This is a genomic window from Mesorhizobium sp. M0904 (assembly GCF_040319475.1).
In the GTDB taxonomy this organism is placed as follows: domain Bacteria; phylum Pseudomonadota; class Alphaproteobacteria; order Rhizobiales; family Rhizobiaceae; genus Mesorhizobium.
Genome location: NZ_JAMYOC010000029.1, coordinates 54116 through 71533, shown reverse-complemented (window position 1 = coordinate 71533; position 17418 = coordinate 54116). Strand labels below are relative to the sequence as shown.

Genomic DNA, 17418 nt, shown 5'->3' with positions numbered 1-17418 from the left:
GTTACTTCACGTTGACCTTGAGCTGCTGCCAGAGCGACAGATAGGCTTCGCGCTGGGCGTCTGTGATCGGCGCCTGGAACTGAATGCGCTTGGCAACTGCCGGGTCACCCATCACCTTGCGGTTGAACGCATCCTCGGGAAGTGCTTCCACGGCCTTGGTATTGGCAGATACCGGGGCTCCGACCTTGGTGACCCATTCGACATAGAACTTCGGGTCGACCATGTAGTTGATGAAGGCCTCGGCGCCGGCGACATTCTTGGAACCGACGGGAATGGAGAAGGCGTCGAGCCAGGCGACAGCGCCCTCCCGCGGGATCACGAGCGAGACTGGCAGCTTGAAATGGGTCTTGGCGCGGTCGGCCGAGCCGCTCCAATAGGTGCCGATGTCGATCTGGTTAGAGGCAACCATCTGGTTCCAGTCGTTCTCCGAGCTCCAGAACGTCTTGATCTGCGGCATGAGCGAGGTGAGTTTCGCCTTGACCGCCTCCATGTCCTTGACATCGTTGATGTTCTGGCCGGTGGCAATGGCGCCGAACTGCACCGCCTCGACGGCATCGTCACGGATGGTGACGCGGCCCTTGTGGGCGGGATCCCACATTTCAGCGATGCTCGTTGGCGGCTTGTCGAAGGACTTGTCGTTGATGGCGAGCGCCGTCAGTCCCCAGACCCACGGTACCCCATAGACCTTGCCGTTATGGACAAGCATCGGCGAACTCGCCTTGTCCTTGCTGATGTCGGCATAGTTCGGCAGCTTGGATGTGTCGATCGGCTGGATCAGCTTTTCCGCCATTGCCTGGTCGTTGAAGGCGGCGTTGATCATAACGACGTCGTAGAGGCCGGGATTGGTCCTGAGCTTGGTGAGCATTTCCTGTTCGGAATTGAAGAAGTCGTTGACGACCTTGTTGCCGGTCGCCTTCTCGAAGGCCTCGATGGCCCACGGCTCGTCGGCGCCGTAGCCCTTCCAGTTGAGTACGTGCACCTCGTCGGCGTTAGCGGCAAATGCAAGTGCGGAGGTGAGGACGGCGGTCGCCGTCAGCAGGGCAGTCAAGTCGGGCATGCGCATGTTCGTTCCTCTCTGTGTTTGCCCGCTTCCCGGGCTTGTCAGGCTGTCTGGCGTTTGGCCTCTTGCTTCTGGCCATGGAGGCCGATCGGCGGACTGCCATGGCTCAGGAATGTCTGGATCTCGTGGTCGGTCGGCGCTGATGAACCACCGTGGCGGGTGACGGAAATGGCCGCCGCCGCATTGGCGTAGTGCGCTGCCGCAAAAGGCGGCATGCCGCGCGCCAGCGCACTGACGAAAGCGCCGATATGGGTGTCGCCGGCGCCATTGGTGTCGAGGGCGGCGACCTCGAAGCCGGCAATCGTTTGCGCCGAGCCGTCGGCCAGCCGCACATGGCAGCCTTTCGCGCCAGCACGAATGACGACGCCAACGGCCTTAGGGGAGTGGTCACTTAGCAGCCGTGACGCGAGTGTCTCGACGGCGCCCGGACCGGCAATGGCGGCCGCTTCCGTCGTGTTGCAGCTCAACCAGGTAGTACGGGCGAGTATCCGCGACAGGATAGGGTGGGGAATGTCGGTGATGACAGGTGTCGGGTCGAGGACAAGCGGTGTGTCGGCCGGAAGCGCCTCGATCCAGTCGGTGAGCGCGTCGCGGCTCTTGGGATAGCTCAGCGTATAGCCTGACGTGAACACCCAGTCGTCTGCAGCGACCACCACGGGCGCCAGCATGTCGAGGCTGAGTACGCTTTCAGCACCCGGCCAAGACACGAAGGTGCGTTCGGCATCGCTCGAGATCAAGGCGACGCAATGGCCGCTGTCCATCATGGGCGATGGCGGGGTCATAGTACTGATACCCTCGGCGTTGAAGGCGCTGCGCAGGAAGTCGCCATTGGGTCCGCTGCCGAGTTGGCCGCCGAACACCACCTTCATGCCGGTGCGGCTGGCCGCGACCATCATGTTGAAGCCGCCGCCGGCGACTCGTGCATAGCTCGACGCAGTCTTCTCCGTGCCCGGGGCCGGCAAGGCATCGATGCGGTAAACATAGTCGACCACCGCGCTGCCGACATGGACGAGACGCCCTCTCATGCCGCCGCATCCTTGCCGCCACTGCCCTTGTCCACACGGCCCTTGGACATCCGCGCCACAACAAGGTCGGCGGCGAGGGCGCTAACCCCCGTCATGTCGATGCCCTTGAGGTTTGCAATGCGGTTCTGAGGCAATCGGGAAAAGCCGGTGCAGGCACCGGCCATGCCGGCCGCGATGGCGCCGATCGTATCGGTGTCGCCACCGAGATTGGCACTGATGACTGCCGCCTGCCAAGGGTCACCACCGGCGACTTCCAGCACTGCGAATGCAGCCGGAACCGACTCCTGGCTGGCGACGCCGGTGCCGACCAGATCGATGATCAGCCGGATCGCGTCCTTCGTCGCCTTGCCGCGCACAAGCTCCTGCGCCCAAGCAATGCGCGCAGCAATGTCACCGCCGGTCGCCCAATGGCCGAGCGTCGCCCCTCGTCTCGCTGCCGTGATGGCGTTGTCGGAAGCGGCACGCCAGTCACCGCCAGCGACGCCGCGGCTGATGGCGGCAGCGACCGCTGCGGCCGAAGCGATTGCGATCGACGTGTTGTGCGTCGCCATGCAGGTTTCGGCCACTTTGGCGACCAGCGCGTCAAGCGGCTCCAGCGGCATCATGATACCTACTGGCGCGATGCGCATGGCCGCACCATTTGTGTCGCCACTGCGCCCGGCTTCCTCGGCTGGTATACCATTGTTGATGGCGTCGATGGCGCGTTTGGTTGATGGTCCCAGCAGATCGTAGCTGCCGCGCGCCTTGACATCGCGTTCCCAGTCGAGCAGCGCGTTGACCCACCGCGCATGGTCGAACCGGTTACCGGATTCGACCAAGATACGGCCAAGCAGAAGCGCCTGTTCGGTGTCGTCGGTGATCGTTCCGGCCGGGAGCCCCTTCGACACCGGATGGTCGGCGAAAGGAGTAATGAAGCCTTCGACATGGCCGTAGAGTTCGGCAATCCGCGCCGGCGACAAAAGCTGCGTCGGCATGCCCAGCGCATCTCCCAGTGCCCCGCCGACAAGCGCTCCCATAGCCCGATCGGTCGTGTCCCGGGTGTCGTCGGGCATCTCTCAGAACCTCATATGCAGCGCAAAATGCGCCGGGTTGAGCAGGCTGGTCACATATTCGATCGGCCGGTCATCGGCCGCACGCGTCAACCGGCGACCGCGCAGGAACGGCGTGCCTTGCGGGCAGCCGAGGATTGCGGCATCGTCGGCGTTGAGCATTTCGATGCCCACCCATTCGTCGCCATGGTCGGGAATGAGGCCGGCGCCGCGCAGCGTCTGGTGCAGCGAGCCTTCGCGCAGGCCGCGCAACGGCACGTCCTCCAGTTCGGGCGACAATGGCAGTCGGCTGCGCTCGATGGAAATAGCGTGGCCGTCGCTGGCATTGGTGCGCACCCGGTCGACAGCGATGAAAAACGGGTTTTCTATACCAAGTAGCGCGGCAAGATCAGGATCCTCGATCACCTCAAGCCGCAGGGTGCGCGTCTCGGCATTGGCGCCGGCGTTGGCGAGCGCCCGCGACCAACCGATTGAGTCATCGACGGGCTTGCCATCGAAGGTGACGAAAGAGCCGATGCCGACCTTGGTGGTGATCAGTCCGCGGCTTGACAGTTCCTCGAGGCCCTTGCGAACGGTGTTACGGCTGACGGAGAAACGCTGGACGAGCTCGTTCTCGCTTTGCAACCGGTCGCCGAAGCCCAGAACACCGGAGCGGATTTCATGTTCGAGAACAGTGGCGATCTGCTCGGGCTTGCCCGTGCCGGGAGAGAGTTGAACCGAGCGCCGCATCATTTGGATACCTGTTCAGTGAACCTGTATGATCGTGTTCATTATCCTCACGCGGTGGTCTTGTCAACGACGACTGATATCTGGCCTGCAGCCGTGAAGGACGCTTTCAAATCCCATGACTATCTGACCGCACGGCGTTTCGGGTGAGGATCAGCGCCCCGATGATGGTGGAGCCGCCGCGGCCGCCGGAGATCGAGGTTCCGCCGCCGACGGCCGCGGGCACCGAAGGCAGCACCAGCGGTTCGGCGAGCGACAGTGACGGCGCTTTGATCAGGCCGATATAGAGCAGTGCGAGCACGCTCGAGATGATGTAGGGCGCGGTGATCGCCTGCCAGGAGCAGACGCCGGACAGGCGCGTTGCCCGTTCGTTGTCGCCGCCCGCCGCCCGCGACGCCGGCCGTCGCGTCCAGTACCTCAGGCGGCGCGTCGGCTTTGTTTCCGTGAATCTCGCTATGCCGCATTGCACAATCGCCTCGCCTGCGCAAAATGCGGCATGATCCGCAAATCCCTCACTGTCCTGGTGATCGATGAGAACCACATCCGCGCTTCGATAATCGAAGCGGGATTGCGGGAGGCCGGGCACCAGCAGGTCACGGTAATCCATGACGTCGCCGGCATAGCGCGGCGGATCGCCGAGATCGAACCCGACGTCATCGTCATCGATCTCGAAAATCCCAACCGCGACATGCTCGAAAACATGTTCCAGCTTTCGCGCGTGGTGAAGCGGCCGATCGCCATGTTCGTCGACCGCTCGGACCAAGCGTCGATCGAGGCAGCGGTGGAAGCCGGGGTGTCGGCCTATGTCGTCGACGGCCTGCGCCAGGAGCGGGTCAAGCCGATCCTCGATATGGCGATCAGTCGCTTCAACGCCTTCTCGCGCATGGCGCGCGAACTGGAAGAGGCCCGCAGCGAGTTGGAGAGCCGCAAGGTGATCGATCGCGCCAAGGGCATCCTGATGAAGTCGCGCGGCCTGTCGGAGGACGCGGCCTACACGCTGCTGCGCAAGACAGCCATGAACCAGAACCGCAAGATCGCCGAAATCGCGCAGAGCCTGGTGACGGCGGCAGGGCTTCTGGATCCCGAGGAGAGTTGAGAATGGCGGCCGAGCACCGGATCAATGTTGGCTTCATGCCGCTCTTCGACAGCGCCGTCCTTGTCGCGGCGAAGGAAATCGGCTTCGCCTTGCGTGAAGGCATCGACCTGACGCTCAACCGGGAAACGTCCTGGGCCAACATCCGCGACCGCATCGCCATCGGCCATTTCGACCTGGCGCATATGCTGGGGCCGATGCCGATCGCCTGCAATCTGGGGCTGACGCCGCTCGCCTCCGACACCGTCGTGCCGTTCTCGCTCGGCCTCGGCGGCAATTGCGTGACGGTTTCGAACGCCGTCTGGGCCGGCATGGCCGCGCACGGCGCCCGGCCCGATCTCGATCCGGCGCGGGCCGGCAAGGCGTTGGGCGCGCTGATCCGCGAACGGGCGAATGGCGGCGGCGATCCGCTGCGCTTCGCCGTCGTCCATCCGCATTCCGGGCACAATTACGAACTGCGCTACTGGCTCGCCGCCTGCGGCATCGACCCGTCGCGTGAAATCGAAATCGTCATCGTGCCGCCGCCATTCATGGCCGACGCGCTCGCCGCCGGCAGGATCGACGGCTACTGCGTCGGCGAACCCTGGAACAGCGCCGCGGTCGTTGCCGGCACCGGGCATATCGCCACGGTCAAGGCGGCCATCTGGAAGACCAGCCCGGAGAAAGTCGTCGGCGTGCGCAAGGCATGGGCCGAAAGAGAGCCGGACACGCTTTCGGCTCTGCTGCGCGCGCTGCATCATGCGGCGCGCTGGTGCCAGGACCCGGCAAACCGTGGCGAACTCGCGGCCCTGATGGCGCAGCCGGCCTTTCTCGGCCTGGCGCCGGCGCTTCAGATGCCGATCCTCAGCGGGCATCTGGCGCTCGGCGGCGGCGCCGAACTGAGCGTCGGCGACTTCTTTCTGCCCTTCGACAAGGCGGCGAACTTCCCGTGGAAGAGTCATGCGCTGTGGTTCTACACGCAGATGGTGCGCTGGGGGCATGTCGCGCACACGCCGGAAAACCTCGCTATTGCCCGCGACTGCTACCGCCCCGATCTCTACCGCTCGGCGTTGAAGCCGCTTGGCGTGGCGCTTCCCGGTGCCAATGCCAAGGTCGAGGGCGCGCTGAAGGCCGCGACCCCAGTTGGTTCGGCGGGGGCAAGCCTGGTGCTCGGTCCCGATGGTTTCTTCGATGGCCAGATCTTCGATCCCGACGAGATCGACGCCTACATTGCCGGCCAGAAATTGGCGCGTGCTGAAGCCTGATCATTTCCGCGCCATTCTTGTGCACTGCACAAAAAATGTGCGTGCAACTGCGCTAATGAACAATCTTTGGCTTGCTCGCCCGGCGGGCCGGGGCGCCGACGATTTTGGCATGCGGTTGATCTCATTGATGTTTGTCATCCATTCCGAACCTGGCACGGTTCCTGCTTAGCAATAGGCAGACTCTTCTCGGGTCACGGAATGCGCGTCCAATGGCGGGCGCTACAGGCAAAGCTGCCGCTCAGGTCAACACGCGATCCCGGATGGACGGACGCGCGCGGCCTGGCCGGCGGCTTTTTTGTTTTGGTCGAACACGCAATCGACGGCGCCGATCCCAAGCCGCGCCCAACCGGAGATGACGATGACGAAAAGCACCAATAGCCATTCCGCCCAAACGGCGATGAGCCGCCGCGATTTCCTGAGGATCAGCGCGGCCACCGCGGCAACGCTGGCCGCGGCGCGTGCGCTGCTGCCCTCCGGCGCCTATGCGGCTACCGCCGTACCGGAAGTCACGGGCGCCAAGCTCGGCTTCATCGCATTGACTGATGCAGCACCGTTGATGATCGCCAAGGAGAAAGGCCTGTTCGAGAAATTCGGCATGCCCGATGTCGAGGTGCTCAAGCAGGCCTCCTGGGGGGCGACGCGCGATAATCTGGTGCTCGGCGGCGAAGCCAACGGCATTGACGGCGCCCATATCCTGACGCCGATGCCTTATCTGATGCACACCGGCAAGGTGACGCAGAACAAGCAGCCGCTGCCGATGGCGATCGTGGCGCGCCTCAACTACGACTGCCAGGGCATTTCCGTTGCCCAGGAATATGCCGCCACCGGCGTCGCCCTCGACGCCTCCAGGCTGAAGGATGCCTTCGCTGCCAAGCAGGCCGCTGGCAAGGAGGTCAAGGCCGCCATGACCTTCCCGGGCGGCACGCACGACCTCTGGCTGCGCTACTGGCTGGCCGCCGGCGGCATCGATCCCGACAAGGACGTCTCGACCATCGTCGTGCCGCCGCCGCAGATGGTCGCCAACATGAAGGTCGGCAACATGGACGTGTTCTGTGTCGGCGAGCCGTGGAACGAGCAGCTCGTCCACCAGGGCGTCGGCTTCACCGCCGCCACCACTGGCGAGCTATGGAAGGGCCATCCGGAAAAGGCGCTCGGCCTGCGCGCCGCCTTCATCGACAAGTACCCGAACGCCACCAAGGCGATCCTGATGGCCGTCATGGCAGCCCAGCAATGGTGCGAAGCCAAGGAAAACAAGGACGAGATGGCCGCCATCATCGGCAAGCGGCAATGGATGAACGTGCCGACCGCCGACATCATCGGCCGCCTCAAGGGCGACATCAATTACGGCAATGGCCGCGTCGCCAACGGCACAGATCTCTACATGAAGTTCTGGCAGGGCGGCGTGTCCTATCCCTTCAAGAGCCACGACAGCTGGTTCCTCGCCGAAAACATCCGCTGGGGCAAGTTCGCGCCGACCACCGACATCAAGGCGCTGGTCGCCCAGGTCAATCGCGAGGATCTGTGGCGCGAAGCGGCCAAGGATCTTGGTGTCGCCGCGGCCGATATCCCGGCGTCTTCATCGCGCGGCGTCGAGACCTTCTTCGACGGCAAGGTGTTCGATCCGGAGAACCCGTCCGCCTATCTCGACAGCCTGAAGATCAAGGCATCGGCCTGAACGGTGCAAACGGCGCTCGCGCCGTTTGTCGCCGCAAGCGCAACGGCGCCGCTTGTCGCCAAATGCCAAAGGAACATTCGAGAAATGTCTATCCAAGCCATCGAGGACCGCAAGGTGAAGCCGTTCCCCGCGCCTTCCAAGCCCGCCGAAATCATCGCCTTCACCGCCAGGGCGCGGCGTCGCTTCGACCCGGCCGCAATCGCAGGCAAGCTGGCCAGCACGCTGGTGCCGCCGGTCATCGTCGTCGCGATCATGCTCGTCGTCTGGCAGGTCGCCTGTTCGTCGCCGACGGCCAGCCTGCCGCCGCCAAGCCAGGTTTGGAACGAGGCCTACGACCTGATCGCCCATCCGTTCTTCAACAATGGCCCGCAGGACATTGGGCTCGCCTGGCGGGTGCTGATCTCGCTGCAGCGCGTCGCCATCGGCTTTGGCCTTGCGGCGGTCGTCGGCGTCGCGCTCGGCGCTCTGGTCGGCCAGTCGATCTGGGCGATGCGCGGCCTTGATCCGGTGTTCCAGATCCTGCGCACGGTACCGCCGCTCGCCTGGCTGCCGCTGTCGCTGGCGGCGTTCCGCGATTCCAGCCCGTCGGCGATCTTCGTCATCTTCATCACCTCGATCTGGCCGGTGATCATCAACACCGCCGTCGGCGTCCGCAACATTCCAGAGGACTATCGCAACGTCTCCCGCATCCTCAGGCTCAACCAGCTCGAATTCTTCGTGAAAATCATGGTGCCGGCCGCGGCACCTTACATCTTCACCGGCTTGCGCATCGGCATCGGTCTGTCCTGGCTTGCCATCGTCGCCGCCGAAATGCTGACCGGCGGCGTCGGTATCGGCTTCTTCATCTGGGATGCCTGGAATTCGTCGCGGCTGCCCGACATCATCGTCGCACTCGCCTATATCGGCGTCACCGGCTTTTGCCTCGACCGCCTGGTCGCGGCGGTCGGCGCCTTCGTCACCCGCGGCACAACGGCAAAGTGAGGAGAGGGACGATGACGGCCTATCTGAAACTCGACCATATCGATAAATCCTTCATGCGCGGCGGCCAGGTCAGCGAGGTCCTGAAGGACATAAGACTGACCATCGACAAGGGCGAATTCGTCTCGATCATCGGCCATTCCGGCTGCGGCAAGTCGACCTTGCTCAATCTAATCGCCGGGCTGACCAAGGTCTCCGCCGGCGCGGTTCTGTTGGAGGACAAGGAGGTCGACAGCCCCGGTCCCGAACGCGCCGTGGTGTTCCAGAACCACAGCCTGCTGCCATGGCTCACCGTGTACGAAAACATCAACCTCGCGGTATCCAAGGTCTTCGGCGGCAAAAAGAGCCGGGCCGAACGGCATGACTGGATCATGCGCAATCTCGATCTCGTGCAGATGGCGCATGCGAAAGACAAGCGCCCAGCGGAGATTTCGGGCGGCATGAAGCAGCGCGTCGGCATTGCGCGCGCGCTCGCGATGGAGCCGAAGATTCTTTTGCTCGACGAGCCGTTCGGGGCGCTCGACGCGCTGACCCGTGCGCATCTGCAGGACGCGGTGATGGATATCCATTCGAGGCTCGGCTCGACGACGATCATGATCACTCACGATGTCGACGAGGCGGTGCTATTGTCCGACCGCATCGTCATGATGACCAACGGGCCGGCGGCCACCATCGGCGAGGTTCTTCCCGTGCCGCTGGCCCGGCCGCGTCGGCGCATCGAGCTTTCCTCCGACCGCACCTTCCTACGCTGCCGCGAGGCGGTGCTGAAATTCCTCTACGAACGCCACCGCTTCGTCGAAGCCGCGGAGTGAGGCCATAACGGGCTAACGCGTCATCATCATTGGAAATCTGCATCGGCAATGGGCAATCTACCGCATTGCACAAATATTATGCTGCTGTGCAAGGCATCTTGACTAATCTTTGATCCGCTGCCGAGCTTGGTCAAAAGTCGCGCGGCTGCGGTTCATATTGATTTCATTCGATAATTAAGAGCGCTGTCGAATTGGCACGCTTCCTGCTTTCCAAAATGTAAGGCCCGCAAGGGCCAAGTGACACGGCGTCCAATGGCGGGCGCCACAGGCAAAGCTGCCGCTCAGGTCCACACGCGCTCCCGGAATCCCGGACGCGAAGACCTGGCCGGCGGCTTTTTTGTTTTGACGCAATCGACGGCGCTGGTCCCAAGCGGCGCCAACCGGAGACGACGATGACGAAACGGATCGGAACTGGCGCGTGCCTCGCGGAATTCACGCGCCGCCATTTTTCTGGCCAGCAGCGTGCTGTTCACCGCCGCGCTCGTCCTCTTTCCCGCTGGCGCCAAGACTGACGGCAAAGGTTTCGAAGTGACCGTGCACAGCTCGGTTTCAACCAGTTCGCCGATGCCGCGCCGCTGACAGTCGCGAACGAACAGCCAAGGGCGGTGCCGCCCCCCACGCCGCAAACCGGAGCCAGAAAATGACCGCAAATCTCCCTGCCGCGCCCAGCCAGGACACTGCTCCCCGGCAGGCGCTTCTGATGTCCACCATCGCCTTCACCGTCTGCTTCGCGGTGTGGACGATCTTTTCAATCATCGGCGTGCGCATAAAGCAGGAACTGGGGCTGAACGAGACGGAGTTCGGCCTGCTCGTCGGCACGCCGATCCTCACCGGCTCGCTTGTGCGCATGGTGCTCGGTGTCTGGACCGACCGTTTTGGCGGTCGGCTGGTATACACCGCGACCATGCTTGCGGCGGCAGTCGCGACCTTCCTGCTCGCGTTTGCGCACACCTACGGGCAGATGCTGGCCGCTGCGCTAGGCGTTGGGCTCGCCGGCGGTTCCTTCGCCGTCGGTGTCGCCTATGTCTCGCGCTTCTTCCCGGCCGGCAAGCAGGGTACGGCGCTTGGCATTTTCGGTGTCGGCAATGTCGGTGCCGCGGTCACCAAGTTCCTGGCACCGTTCGTGCTTCTCTCCTGGGGCTGGCAGTCGGTCGCGCTGATCTGGGCGGCAGCACTTGTCGTCATGGCCGCCGTCTTCTGGTTCACGACCGGCGACGATCCGGTCATTCGCGAGCGCCGCGACGGCAAGGCTGCACCCGCGAGAAGCTTCTTGCAGGAATTCGCGCCGCTCAAGAACCTGCAGGTCTGGCGTTTCGCCTTGTATTATTTCTTCGCTTTCGGTGCATTCGTGGCGCTGTCGCTGTGGCTGCCCCGCTACCTGATCGGCGTCTACGGCTTCGGACTTGCGACCGCCGGCATGATCGGCGCGGCCTATTCAATTCCGGCAAGTATTTTCCGCGCCTATGGCGGCGTGCTTTCCGACCGGATCGGCGCCCGCACCGTGCTCTACTGCACCTTCGCTGTCAGTGCCGTCGCGACTCTCGTTCTGTCTCTCCCCTCGGCAGACTACGTCGTGCGCGGTATCAGCGGGCCGATCGCCTTCCATTTCGAGATCGGCCCGCTCGCCTTCATAGCCGTGGCCTGTGTGCTCGGCTTCTTCATGAGCCTTGGCAAGGCCGCCGTCTACAAGCACATCCCGGCTTATTATCCGCAGAGTGTCGGCGCGGTCGGCGGCGTTGTCGGCATGATTGGCGGGCTCGGCGGCTTTATCCTGCCAATCGCCTTCGGCGTGCTCAACGACCTCACCGGCGTCTGGTCGAGCTGCTTCATGCTGCTCTTCGTCATCGTCGCCACGTGCTTTGCCTGGATGCATTTTTCCATCCGGCGGATGGAGCGCACGGCGTCTGCCGAAGCTTCAGGCCTTTCCTACGCGGCTGAGTGAGAGCGGAGTGGATCAGGACATGACCGAAAAACTCGTCATCATCGGCAACGGCATGGCCCCCGGGCGCATGCTGGAGCATCTCCTGGAAAAGGCGCCTGGGCGCTACCAGGTCACCATCTTCAACGCCGAGCCGCGCGTGAACTACGACCGCATCATGCTGTCGCCGGTTCTGTCGGGCGAAAAGGCCTATGAGGAGATCATCATCCATGGCGACGGCTGGTACATCAAGCACGGCATCACCCTCTACAAGGGCCACAAGATCGTCGCCATCGACCGGCAGGCAAGGACCGTCACCTCCGATCATGGCGTGACCGAGCCTTATGACAAACTCGTCATCGCCACCGGCTCGGTGCCGTTTATCATTCCGGTGCCCGGCCATGACCTGCCGGGCGTGCTCACCTATCGCGATCTGGACGACGTCCGGGCCATGATGCTTGCCGCCCAGTCGCGGGCCAAGGCTGTCGTCATTGGGGGCGGCCTGCTCGGGCTCGAGGCGGCAGCGGGCTTGAACTCGCAAGGCATGGACGTCACCGTGCTGCACGTCATGCCGACGCTGATGGAGCGTCAGCTCGATCCGGCCGCAGGCTATCTCCTGCAGCGTGCCGTCGAGCAGCGCGGCATCAAGGTCATCACCAAGGCCAACACGCAGGCGATCACCGGCAACGGCAAGGTCGAGCGGGTGGAGCTTGCCGACGGCACCGTCATTCCCGCAACGCTCGTCGTCATGGCGGTGGGTATCAGGCCGAACGCGGTGCTGGCGAAGGAAGCCGGCATTGCCGTCAATCGCGGCATCGTCGTCGACGCCGGCATGCGCAGCAACGACCCGGACATCTACGCAATCGGCGAATGCGCCGAGGTCAACGGCCAGGTCTACGGGCTGGTCGCGCCGCTCTATGAGATGGCGCGCGTCGCCGCCAGCCAGCTGGCTGGTAACGAGACGGCAGCTTTCGTCCATATGGACACGCCGACCAAGCTCAAGGTCACCGGCATCGACCTGTTCTCGCTCGGCGACTTCGCCGAGGGCGAGGACCGCCAGGAGATCGTGCTGCGCGATGCCGCCGCCGGCGTCTACAAACGCCTGGTGCTGAAGGACGACCGCATCATCGGCACCGTGCTCTACGGCGAGACGACGGACGGCGCCTGGTTCAACGACCTCAAGAAGAAGCAGACCGACATATCCGAGATGCGCGACACGCTCATCTTCGGCCAGTCTTACCAGGGAGGCGCCCCCCTGGACCCTATGGCGGCCGTTGCAGCCTTGCCGGATGATGCGGAAATCTGCGGCTGCAACGGCGTATGCAAGGGAAAGATCACCGGCGCGATCACGGCCAAGGGCTTGACCTCGCTCGACGATGTGCGCGCCCACACCAAGGCGTCGGCGTCCTGTGGTTCCTGCACCGGGCTGGTCGAAAAGCTCATGGTGCTGACCATCGGCGACAAATACAACCCCGCGGCGGTCCAGCCGATGTGCAACTGTACCTCGCTTGGCCATGACGAGGTCCGCCGGCTGATCAAAGCCAAGGGCCTGAAGACCATTCCCGCCGTCATGCAGGAGCTGGAGTGGAAGACCTCTTGCGGCTGCGCCAAATGCCGGCCGGCGCTCAACTATTATCTCGTCTGCGACTGGCCCGACGAATACGCCGACGATTACCAGTCGCGCTTCATCAACGAGCGCGTCCACGCCAACATCCAGAAGGACGGCACCTATTCGGTAGTGCCGCGCATGTGGGGCGGCGTCACCAACGCCGCCGAATTGCGCGCCATCGCCGATGTCGTCGACAAGTTCGACATTCCGATGGTCAAGGTCACCGGCGGCCAGCGCATTGACATGCTCGGCATCCGCAAGGAAGACCTGCCGGCAGTGTGGGCCGATCTCGGTCAGGCCGGCTTCGTCTCCGGCCACGCCTATGCCAAGGGACTGCGCACGGTGAAGACCTGCGTCGGCTCGGACTGGTGCCGCTTCGGCACGCAGGATTCGACCGGCTTGGGCATCCGTATCGAAAAATTCATGTGGGGCTCTTGGACGCCGGCCAAGGTCAAGATGGCGGTGTCGGGCTGTCCCCGAAACTGTGCCGAGGCGACCTGCAAGGATGTCGGCGTGATCTGCGTCGACAGCGGCTATGAGATCCATTTCGCCGGCGCCGCCGGCCTCGACATCAAGGGCACCGAAGTGCTTGGCCTGGTCAAGACCGAGGACGAGGCGCTGGAGCATATCGTGGCGCTGACGCAGATGTATCGCGAGCAGGGCCGCTATCTCGAGCGCATCTACAAATGGGCCAAGCGCATCGGCATCGCCGAGATCAAGCGTCAGATCATGGACGATGGCGAGAAGCGCAAGGCCTATTTCGACCGCTTCGTCTTTTCGCAGAAATTCGCCCAGGTCGACCCGTGGTCGGAACGCGTTTCCGGCAAGGACAAGCATGAATTCCGGCCGCTGGCTTCGGTCGGCTTTGCACAGGCGGCGGAGTAGGCGCGTGTTCCCGAAAAGTGGAACGCGGTTTTCGGACAAGAACAACGCGCAAAGAGGAATGGCCATATGAATTGGGTATCGATCGGCTCCCTGTCTGACATTCCGCGTCGCGGTGCGCGCTGCGTCGCAACGCCCGAAGGCAAGATCGCCGTCTTTCGTACGGCTGACGATCAGGTCTTTGCCATCGATGACCATTGCCCGCACAAAGGTGGGCCGCTCAGCCAGGGCATCGTCCATGGCACGGCGGTGACCTGTCCCTTGCACAATTGGGTGATCTCGCTGGAGACAGGCAACGCGCTTGGCGCCGACGAGGGCGCGGTGCGCACCATCGCGGTGCGGATCGACGGCGAGCGGCTGTTCATTGCGCTGGAAGCGCTGGCCAGCCGCGCGGCGTGAACCATGCAGACTGATGAAGCGCGCGAGGTGAGGACCACCTGCCCCTATTGTGGGGTGGGTTGCGGCGTGCTGGCGAAGGTCGCCGCAGACGGTGAAATAACCGTTCGTGGCGACCCGGACCACCCGGCGAATTTCGGCCGGCTCTGCTCCAAAGGCTCGGCGCTGGCCGAGACCACCGATCTCGAAGGCAGGCTGCTTCATCCGGAAATACACGGTCGCCGCACCGGCTGGGACGAAGCGCTCAACCTTGTCGCTTCGACCTTCTCGCAAACCATTGCCGAACACGGGCCCAACGCGGTCGCCCTCTACGTCTCCGGCCAGTTGCTGACCGAGGACTATTACGTCGCCAACAAGCTGATGAAAGGTTTCATCGGCTCGGCCAATATCGACACCAATTCGCGCCTGTGCATGGCATCGTCCGTTGCCGGCCACCGCCGCGCCTTTGGCTCGGACACCGTTCCGGGAAATTACGAGGATCTGGAACTTGCCGACCTGATCGTGCTGGTCGGCTCCAATCTCGCCTGGTGCCATCCGGTGCTCTACCAGCGCATTGCCGCCGCCCGGGAAAAGCGGCCCGAGATGAAGGTGGTGCTGATCGACCCACGCCGCACCATGACGTCAGACATCGCCGACATGCATCTGGCGATCGCGCCCGATGGCGACGTCGCTTTGTTCACCGGCCTGCTTGCCTACCTCGGCCAGTACAACGCGTTGGACCGCACCTATATCACGGCACACACGACCGGCTTCGGGCAAGCGCTTTTCGCCGCCTCGGCGCTGGACCTGGCCGGCATCGCCGCGGCCACCGGCCTTGGCGAGGATGAACTGGCCCGCTTCTACAGTCTGTTTGCCGCGACGGCGAAGACGGTGACCGTCTACAGCCAGGGCGTGAACCAGTCGTCTTCGGGCACCGACAAGGTCAACGCCATCATCAACTGCCATCTAGCCACCGGCCGCATCGGCAAGCCCGGCGCCGGGCCATTCTCGGTGACCGGCCAGCCCAACGCCATGGGCGGCCGTGAGGTCGGCGGCATGGCCAACATGCTGGCCGCCCACATGGAGATCGAAAACCCCGAGCACCGGAACCGCGTGCAGCGCTTCTGGCACGCGCCGGCTGTCGCCGAAAAACCCGGCCTGAAAGCGGTCGAGATGTTCGACGCGGTGGCCGACGGACGCATCAAGGCGCTGTGGATTATGGCGACCAACCCAGTCGATTCGATGCCGGATGCCGATGCCGTCGAAGCGGCGATCAAGGCCTGCCCGTTTGTCGTGGTGTCGGACGTGCTGGGCGAGACCGACACGGTCCGCCACGCCCATGTCCGGCTGCCGGCGGCGGCATGGGGCGAGAAGGACGGCACCGTCACCAATTCGGAACGCCGCATCTCGCGCCAGCGCGCCTTTTTGGTTACGCCCGGCGAGGCAAGAGCCGACTGGTGGATCATCGCCGAAGTGGCCAAGCGGATGGGTTTTGGCGAGGCGTTTTCGCATGTGTCGCCGGCCGACATCTTCGCCGAGCACGCGGCGTTGTCGGCATTCGAGAATGATAGTGCTCGCGATTTCGACATCGGCGCTTATGCCGATGTGGATGCAGAGACCTATGAGGAGTTGGCGCCATTCCAGTGGCCAGCGCCGAGCCAAGCCACCCCCCTCTGGCCTGCCGGCCATCTCCCCCGGAAGGGGGGAGATCGGCTATCATCACGGCCTTCGCTAATCTCCAATGCCGCAAGGGGAGAGCCGGCGCCAAAGCTGCCAATCTCCCCCCTTGCGGGGGAGATGGCCGGCAGGCCAGAGGGGGGTGCTCAGGCTGAAAGTGAAAAAGACTTGGGGGTTCAGGCAAGACGAGCCTCACTTACCACCCGCTTCTTCGCCAACGGCAGCTTCTACACGCCCGACCGCAGGGCGCGCTTCATTGCTATCCGCCCAGCCGCACAAACCCGCACCAGCCCGGACTACCCGCTAGTGCTCAACACCGGGCGCGTGCGCGACCATTGGCACACCATGACGCGGACCGGCAAGAGCCCGCGCTTGTCGCAGCACATGGCCGAACCGTTCGTCGAAATCCACCCGTCGGATGCGCAGCACTTCGGCATCGGCGATGCCGAGATCGTCCGCGTCTCGACTGCCCATGGCGAGGTGCTGGTCCGCGCCCTGGTGACGGCGCGTCAACGCCAGGGCTCTGTATTCGTACCGATGCACTGGACCGATCAGTTCTCCGCCCGCGCGCGCGTCGATGCGTTGGTCGCGCCGACGACCGATGCGATTTCAGGCCAACCGGCCTCGAAGAATGTTGCCGCCCGCATCGAGCGGTTCGCCGCCACAGCCTTCGGCTTCGCCGTGCTTGCCGAACGGCCCGCATCGATCGACGCCGATTACTGGAGCCTCGCCCGCAGCCCCGCCGGCTGGCGGCTTGAAATTGCGCTGCAGGACAGCCGCGACTGGACCGGGTTGGCCGCCGCGCTGTTAGGCATGGAAGGCGAGACGCTCGCCTATCACGACATCGCCGGCGGGCACCATCGCTTCGCCCGTTTCGCAGGCAATCGGCTGGTCGGCGCGCTCTATCTTGCGCCTACGCCGGTAGCGGTGTCGCGCGGCTGGGCGGTCGAACAACTTGGTGCTGACCATGCCGATCGGCAGGCGCGACTGGCGATTGTCGCCGGGCGCCCGGGCGGCAACAGCGTCGACCGCGGTGCCATCGTCTGCGCCTGTTTCGGGGTCGGTGCCAACCAGATCGCGGAAGCGGTACGCGGCGGCTGTACCAGCGTCGCGGCAATCGGAGCCGTCCTTCACGCCGGCACCAATTGCGGCTCTTGCCGCGCCGAGATCAAGACCATTATCGACGGGCGGCGTCTGCAAGCTGCGGAGTGATGCGCCGAGGAACTCTGCCGCGCCGCTGCATGATGCTTACTAGCAATTTACAAACCATGGGCTACCAACGTTCTGACTTCGAT

General features: G+C 64.0%; 15 protein-coding genes and 1 pseudogene. 9 read left to right on the top strand and 7 right to left on the bottom strand.

What is annotated here, in order from left to right:
* Window position 1 precedes the first annotated feature (1 nt).
* The 5 genes and pseudogenes from NKH80_RS26085 to NKH80_RS26065 all read right to left on the bottom strand — a co-directional run.
* Window positions 2-1063, bottom strand: coding sequence for an ABC transporter substrate-binding protein (locus NKH80_RS26085; protein ID WP_352804596.1), 1062 nt, complete (start codon window positions 1061-1063; stop codon window positions 2-4).
* A gap of 38 nt (window positions 1064-1101) precedes the next feature.
* Window positions 1102-2085, bottom strand: coding sequence for a PfkB family carbohydrate kinase (locus NKH80_RS26080; protein ID WP_352994465.1), 984 nt, complete (start codon window positions 2083-2085; stop codon window positions 1102-1104).
* Entirely contained in the window at window positions 2082-3137 is a 1056-nt protein-coding gene (locus tag NKH80_RS26075; protein ID WP_352994462.1) for an ADP-ribosylglycohydrolase family protein, read from the bottom strand. The genes NKH80_RS26080 and NKH80_RS26075 overlap by 4 nt, the downstream gene beginning before the upstream one ends.
* 3 nt (window positions 3138-3140) lie before the next feature.
* The gene (locus NKH80_RS26070) at window positions 3141-3866 is read right to left on the bottom strand and encodes a GntR family transcriptional regulator (protein WP_352994460.1); all 726 of its coding nucleotides are present in this window, start codon (window positions 3864-3866) and stop codon (window positions 3141-3143) included.
* 139 nt (window positions 3867-4005) lie between these two features.
* A pseudogene (locus NKH80_RS26065) lies at window positions 4006-4245 on the bottom strand (ABC transporter permease); the annotation flags it as partial.
* A 111-nt stretch (window positions 4246-4356) separates the two neighbouring features.
* Here NKH80_RS26065 and NKH80_RS26060 point away from each other — a divergent pair.
* Window positions 4357-4956 carry an ANTAR domain-containing response regulator gene (locus tag NKH80_RS26060; protein ID WP_023676288.1) on the top strand — a complete coding sequence of 200 codons (600 nt, stop codon included), beginning with the start codon at window positions 4357-4359 and terminating at the stop codon, window positions 4954-4956.
* Window positions 4957-4958: 2 nt separating this feature from the next.
* A complete protein-coding gene (locus NKH80_RS26055) occupies window positions 4959-6197 on the top strand; it encodes a CmpA/NrtA family ABC transporter substrate-binding protein (RefSeq protein ID WP_352994457.1) in 1239 nt (412 codons plus the stop codon).
* Between the two features lie 243 nt (window positions 6198-6440).
* Here the strand turns inward: NKH80_RS26055 and NKH80_RS26050 are convergent, their stop codons facing one another.
* Window positions 6441-6569, bottom strand: coding sequence for a hypothetical protein (locus tag NKH80_RS26050; protein ID WP_352448433.1), 129 nt, complete (start codon window positions 6567-6569; stop codon window positions 6441-6443).
* Between the two features lie 25 nt (window positions 6570-6594).
* On the opposite strand from NKH80_RS26050, the gene NKH80_RS26045 reads away from it, so the two are divergent.
* The 3 genes from NKH80_RS26045 to NKH80_RS26035 all read left to right on the top strand — a co-directional run bounded on the left by NKH80_RS26045 (window position 6595) and on the right by NKH80_RS26035 (window position 9662).
* On the top strand, window positions 6595-7872 hold the full coding sequence (locus tag NKH80_RS26045; RefSeq protein WP_502900999.1) for a CmpA/NrtA family ABC transporter substrate-binding protein: 1278 nt from the start codon (window positions 6595-6597) through the stop codon (window positions 7870-7872).
* Between the two features lie 84 nt (window positions 7873-7956).
* Window positions 7957-8853, top strand: a complete 897-nt coding sequence (ntrB, locus tag NKH80_RS26040; RefSeq protein WP_352994451.1) for a nitrate ABC transporter permease — start codon at window positions 7957-7959, stop codon at window positions 8851-8853.
* 11 nt (window positions 8854-8864) lie between these two features.
* Window positions 8865-9662, top strand: a complete 798-nt coding sequence (locus tag NKH80_RS26035) for an ABC transporter ATP-binding protein (RefSeq protein WP_352897452.1) — start codon at window positions 8865-8867, stop codon at window positions 9660-9662.
* Window positions 9663-9943: 281 nt separating this feature from the next.
* Here NKH80_RS26035 and NKH80_RS26030 read toward each other — a convergent pair whose 3' ends face one another.
* Window positions 9944-10135 (bottom strand): hypothetical protein, encoded by a 192-nt coding sequence (locus NKH80_RS26030; protein WP_352506991.1) that lies wholly within the window; start codon window positions 10133-10135, stop codon window positions 9944-9946.
* A gap of 167 nt (window positions 10136-10302) precedes the next feature.
* Between NKH80_RS26030 and NKH80_RS26025 the strand changes: the two genes are divergently transcribed.
* From NKH80_RS26025 to NKH80_RS26010, 4 genes are all read left to right on the top strand, one after another.
* Entirely contained in the window at window positions 10303-11604 is a 1302-nt protein-coding gene (locus NKH80_RS26025; RefSeq protein WP_352506990.1) for an MFS transporter, read from the top strand.
* A 19-nt stretch (window positions 11605-11623) separates the two neighbouring features.
* Window positions 11624-14074, top strand: coding sequence for a nitrite reductase large subunit NirB (gene nirB / locus NKH80_RS26020; protein WP_352994446.1), 2451 nt, complete (start codon window positions 11624-11626; stop codon window positions 14072-14074).
* Between the two features lie 66 nt (window positions 14075-14140).
* A complete protein-coding gene (gene nirD / locus NKH80_RS26015; protein ID WP_352994443.1) occupies window positions 14141-14470 on the top strand; it encodes a nitrite reductase small subunit NirD in 330 nt (109 codons plus the stop codon).
* A gap of 3 nt (window positions 14471-14473) precedes the next feature.
* Window positions 14474-17335: a nitrate reductase gene (locus tag NKH80_RS26010; protein ID WP_352994440.1), complete on the top strand. Its 2862-nt coding sequence runs from the start codon at window positions 14474-14476 to the stop codon at window positions 17333-17335.
* The last annotated feature ends 83 nt before the right edge of the window (window positions 17336-17418 follow it).

Coding starts and splice junctions, on each gene's coding strand:
- ntrB (WP_352994451.1), top strand. CDS start 7,957: ATGTCTATCCAAGCCATCGAGGACCGCAAGGTGAAGCCGTTCCCCGCG.
- NKH80_RS26070 (WP_352994460.1), bottom strand. CDS start 3,866: ATGATGCGGCGCTCGGTTCAACTCTCTCCCGGCACGGGCAAGCCCGAG.
- NKH80_RS26055 (WP_352994457.1), top strand. CDS start 4,959: ATGGCGGCCGAGCACCGGATCAATGTTGGCTTCATGCCGCTCTTCGAC.
- NKH80_RS26060 (WP_023676288.1), top strand. CDS start 4,357: ATGATCCGCAAATCCCTCACTGTCCTGGTGATCGATGAGAACCACATC.
- nirD (WP_352994443.1), top strand. CDS start 14,141: ATGAATTGGGTATCGATCGGCTCCCTGTCTGACATTCCGCGTCGCGGT.
- NKH80_RS26045 (WP_502900999.1), top strand. CDS start 6,595: ATGAGCCGCCGCGATTTCCTGAGGATCAGCGCGGCCACCGCGGCAACG.
- NKH80_RS26085 (WP_352804596.1), bottom strand. CDS start 1,063: ATGCGCATGCCCGACTTGACTGCCCTGCTGACGGCGACCGCCGTCCTC.
- nirB (WP_352994446.1), top strand. CDS start 11,624: ATGACCGAAAAACTCGTCATCATCGGCAACGGCATGGCCCCCGGGCGC.
- NKH80_RS26035 (WP_352897452.1), top strand. CDS start 8,865: ATGACGGCCTATCTGAAACTCGACCATATCGATAAATCCTTCATGCGC.
- NKH80_RS26025 (WP_352506990.1), top strand. CDS start 10,303: ATGACCGCAAATCTCCCTGCCGCGCCCAGCCAGGACACTGCTCCCCGG.
- NKH80_RS26075 (WP_352994462.1), bottom strand. CDS start 3,137: ATGCCCGACGACACCCGGGACACGACCGATCGGGCTATGGGAGCGCTT.
- NKH80_RS26080 (WP_352994465.1), bottom strand. CDS start 2,085: ATGAGAGGGCGTCTCGTCCATGTCGGCAGCGCGGTGGTCGACTATGTT.
- NKH80_RS26010 (WP_352994440.1), top strand. CDS start 14,474: ATGCAGACTGATGAAGCGCGCGAGGTGAGGACCACCTGCCCCTATTGT.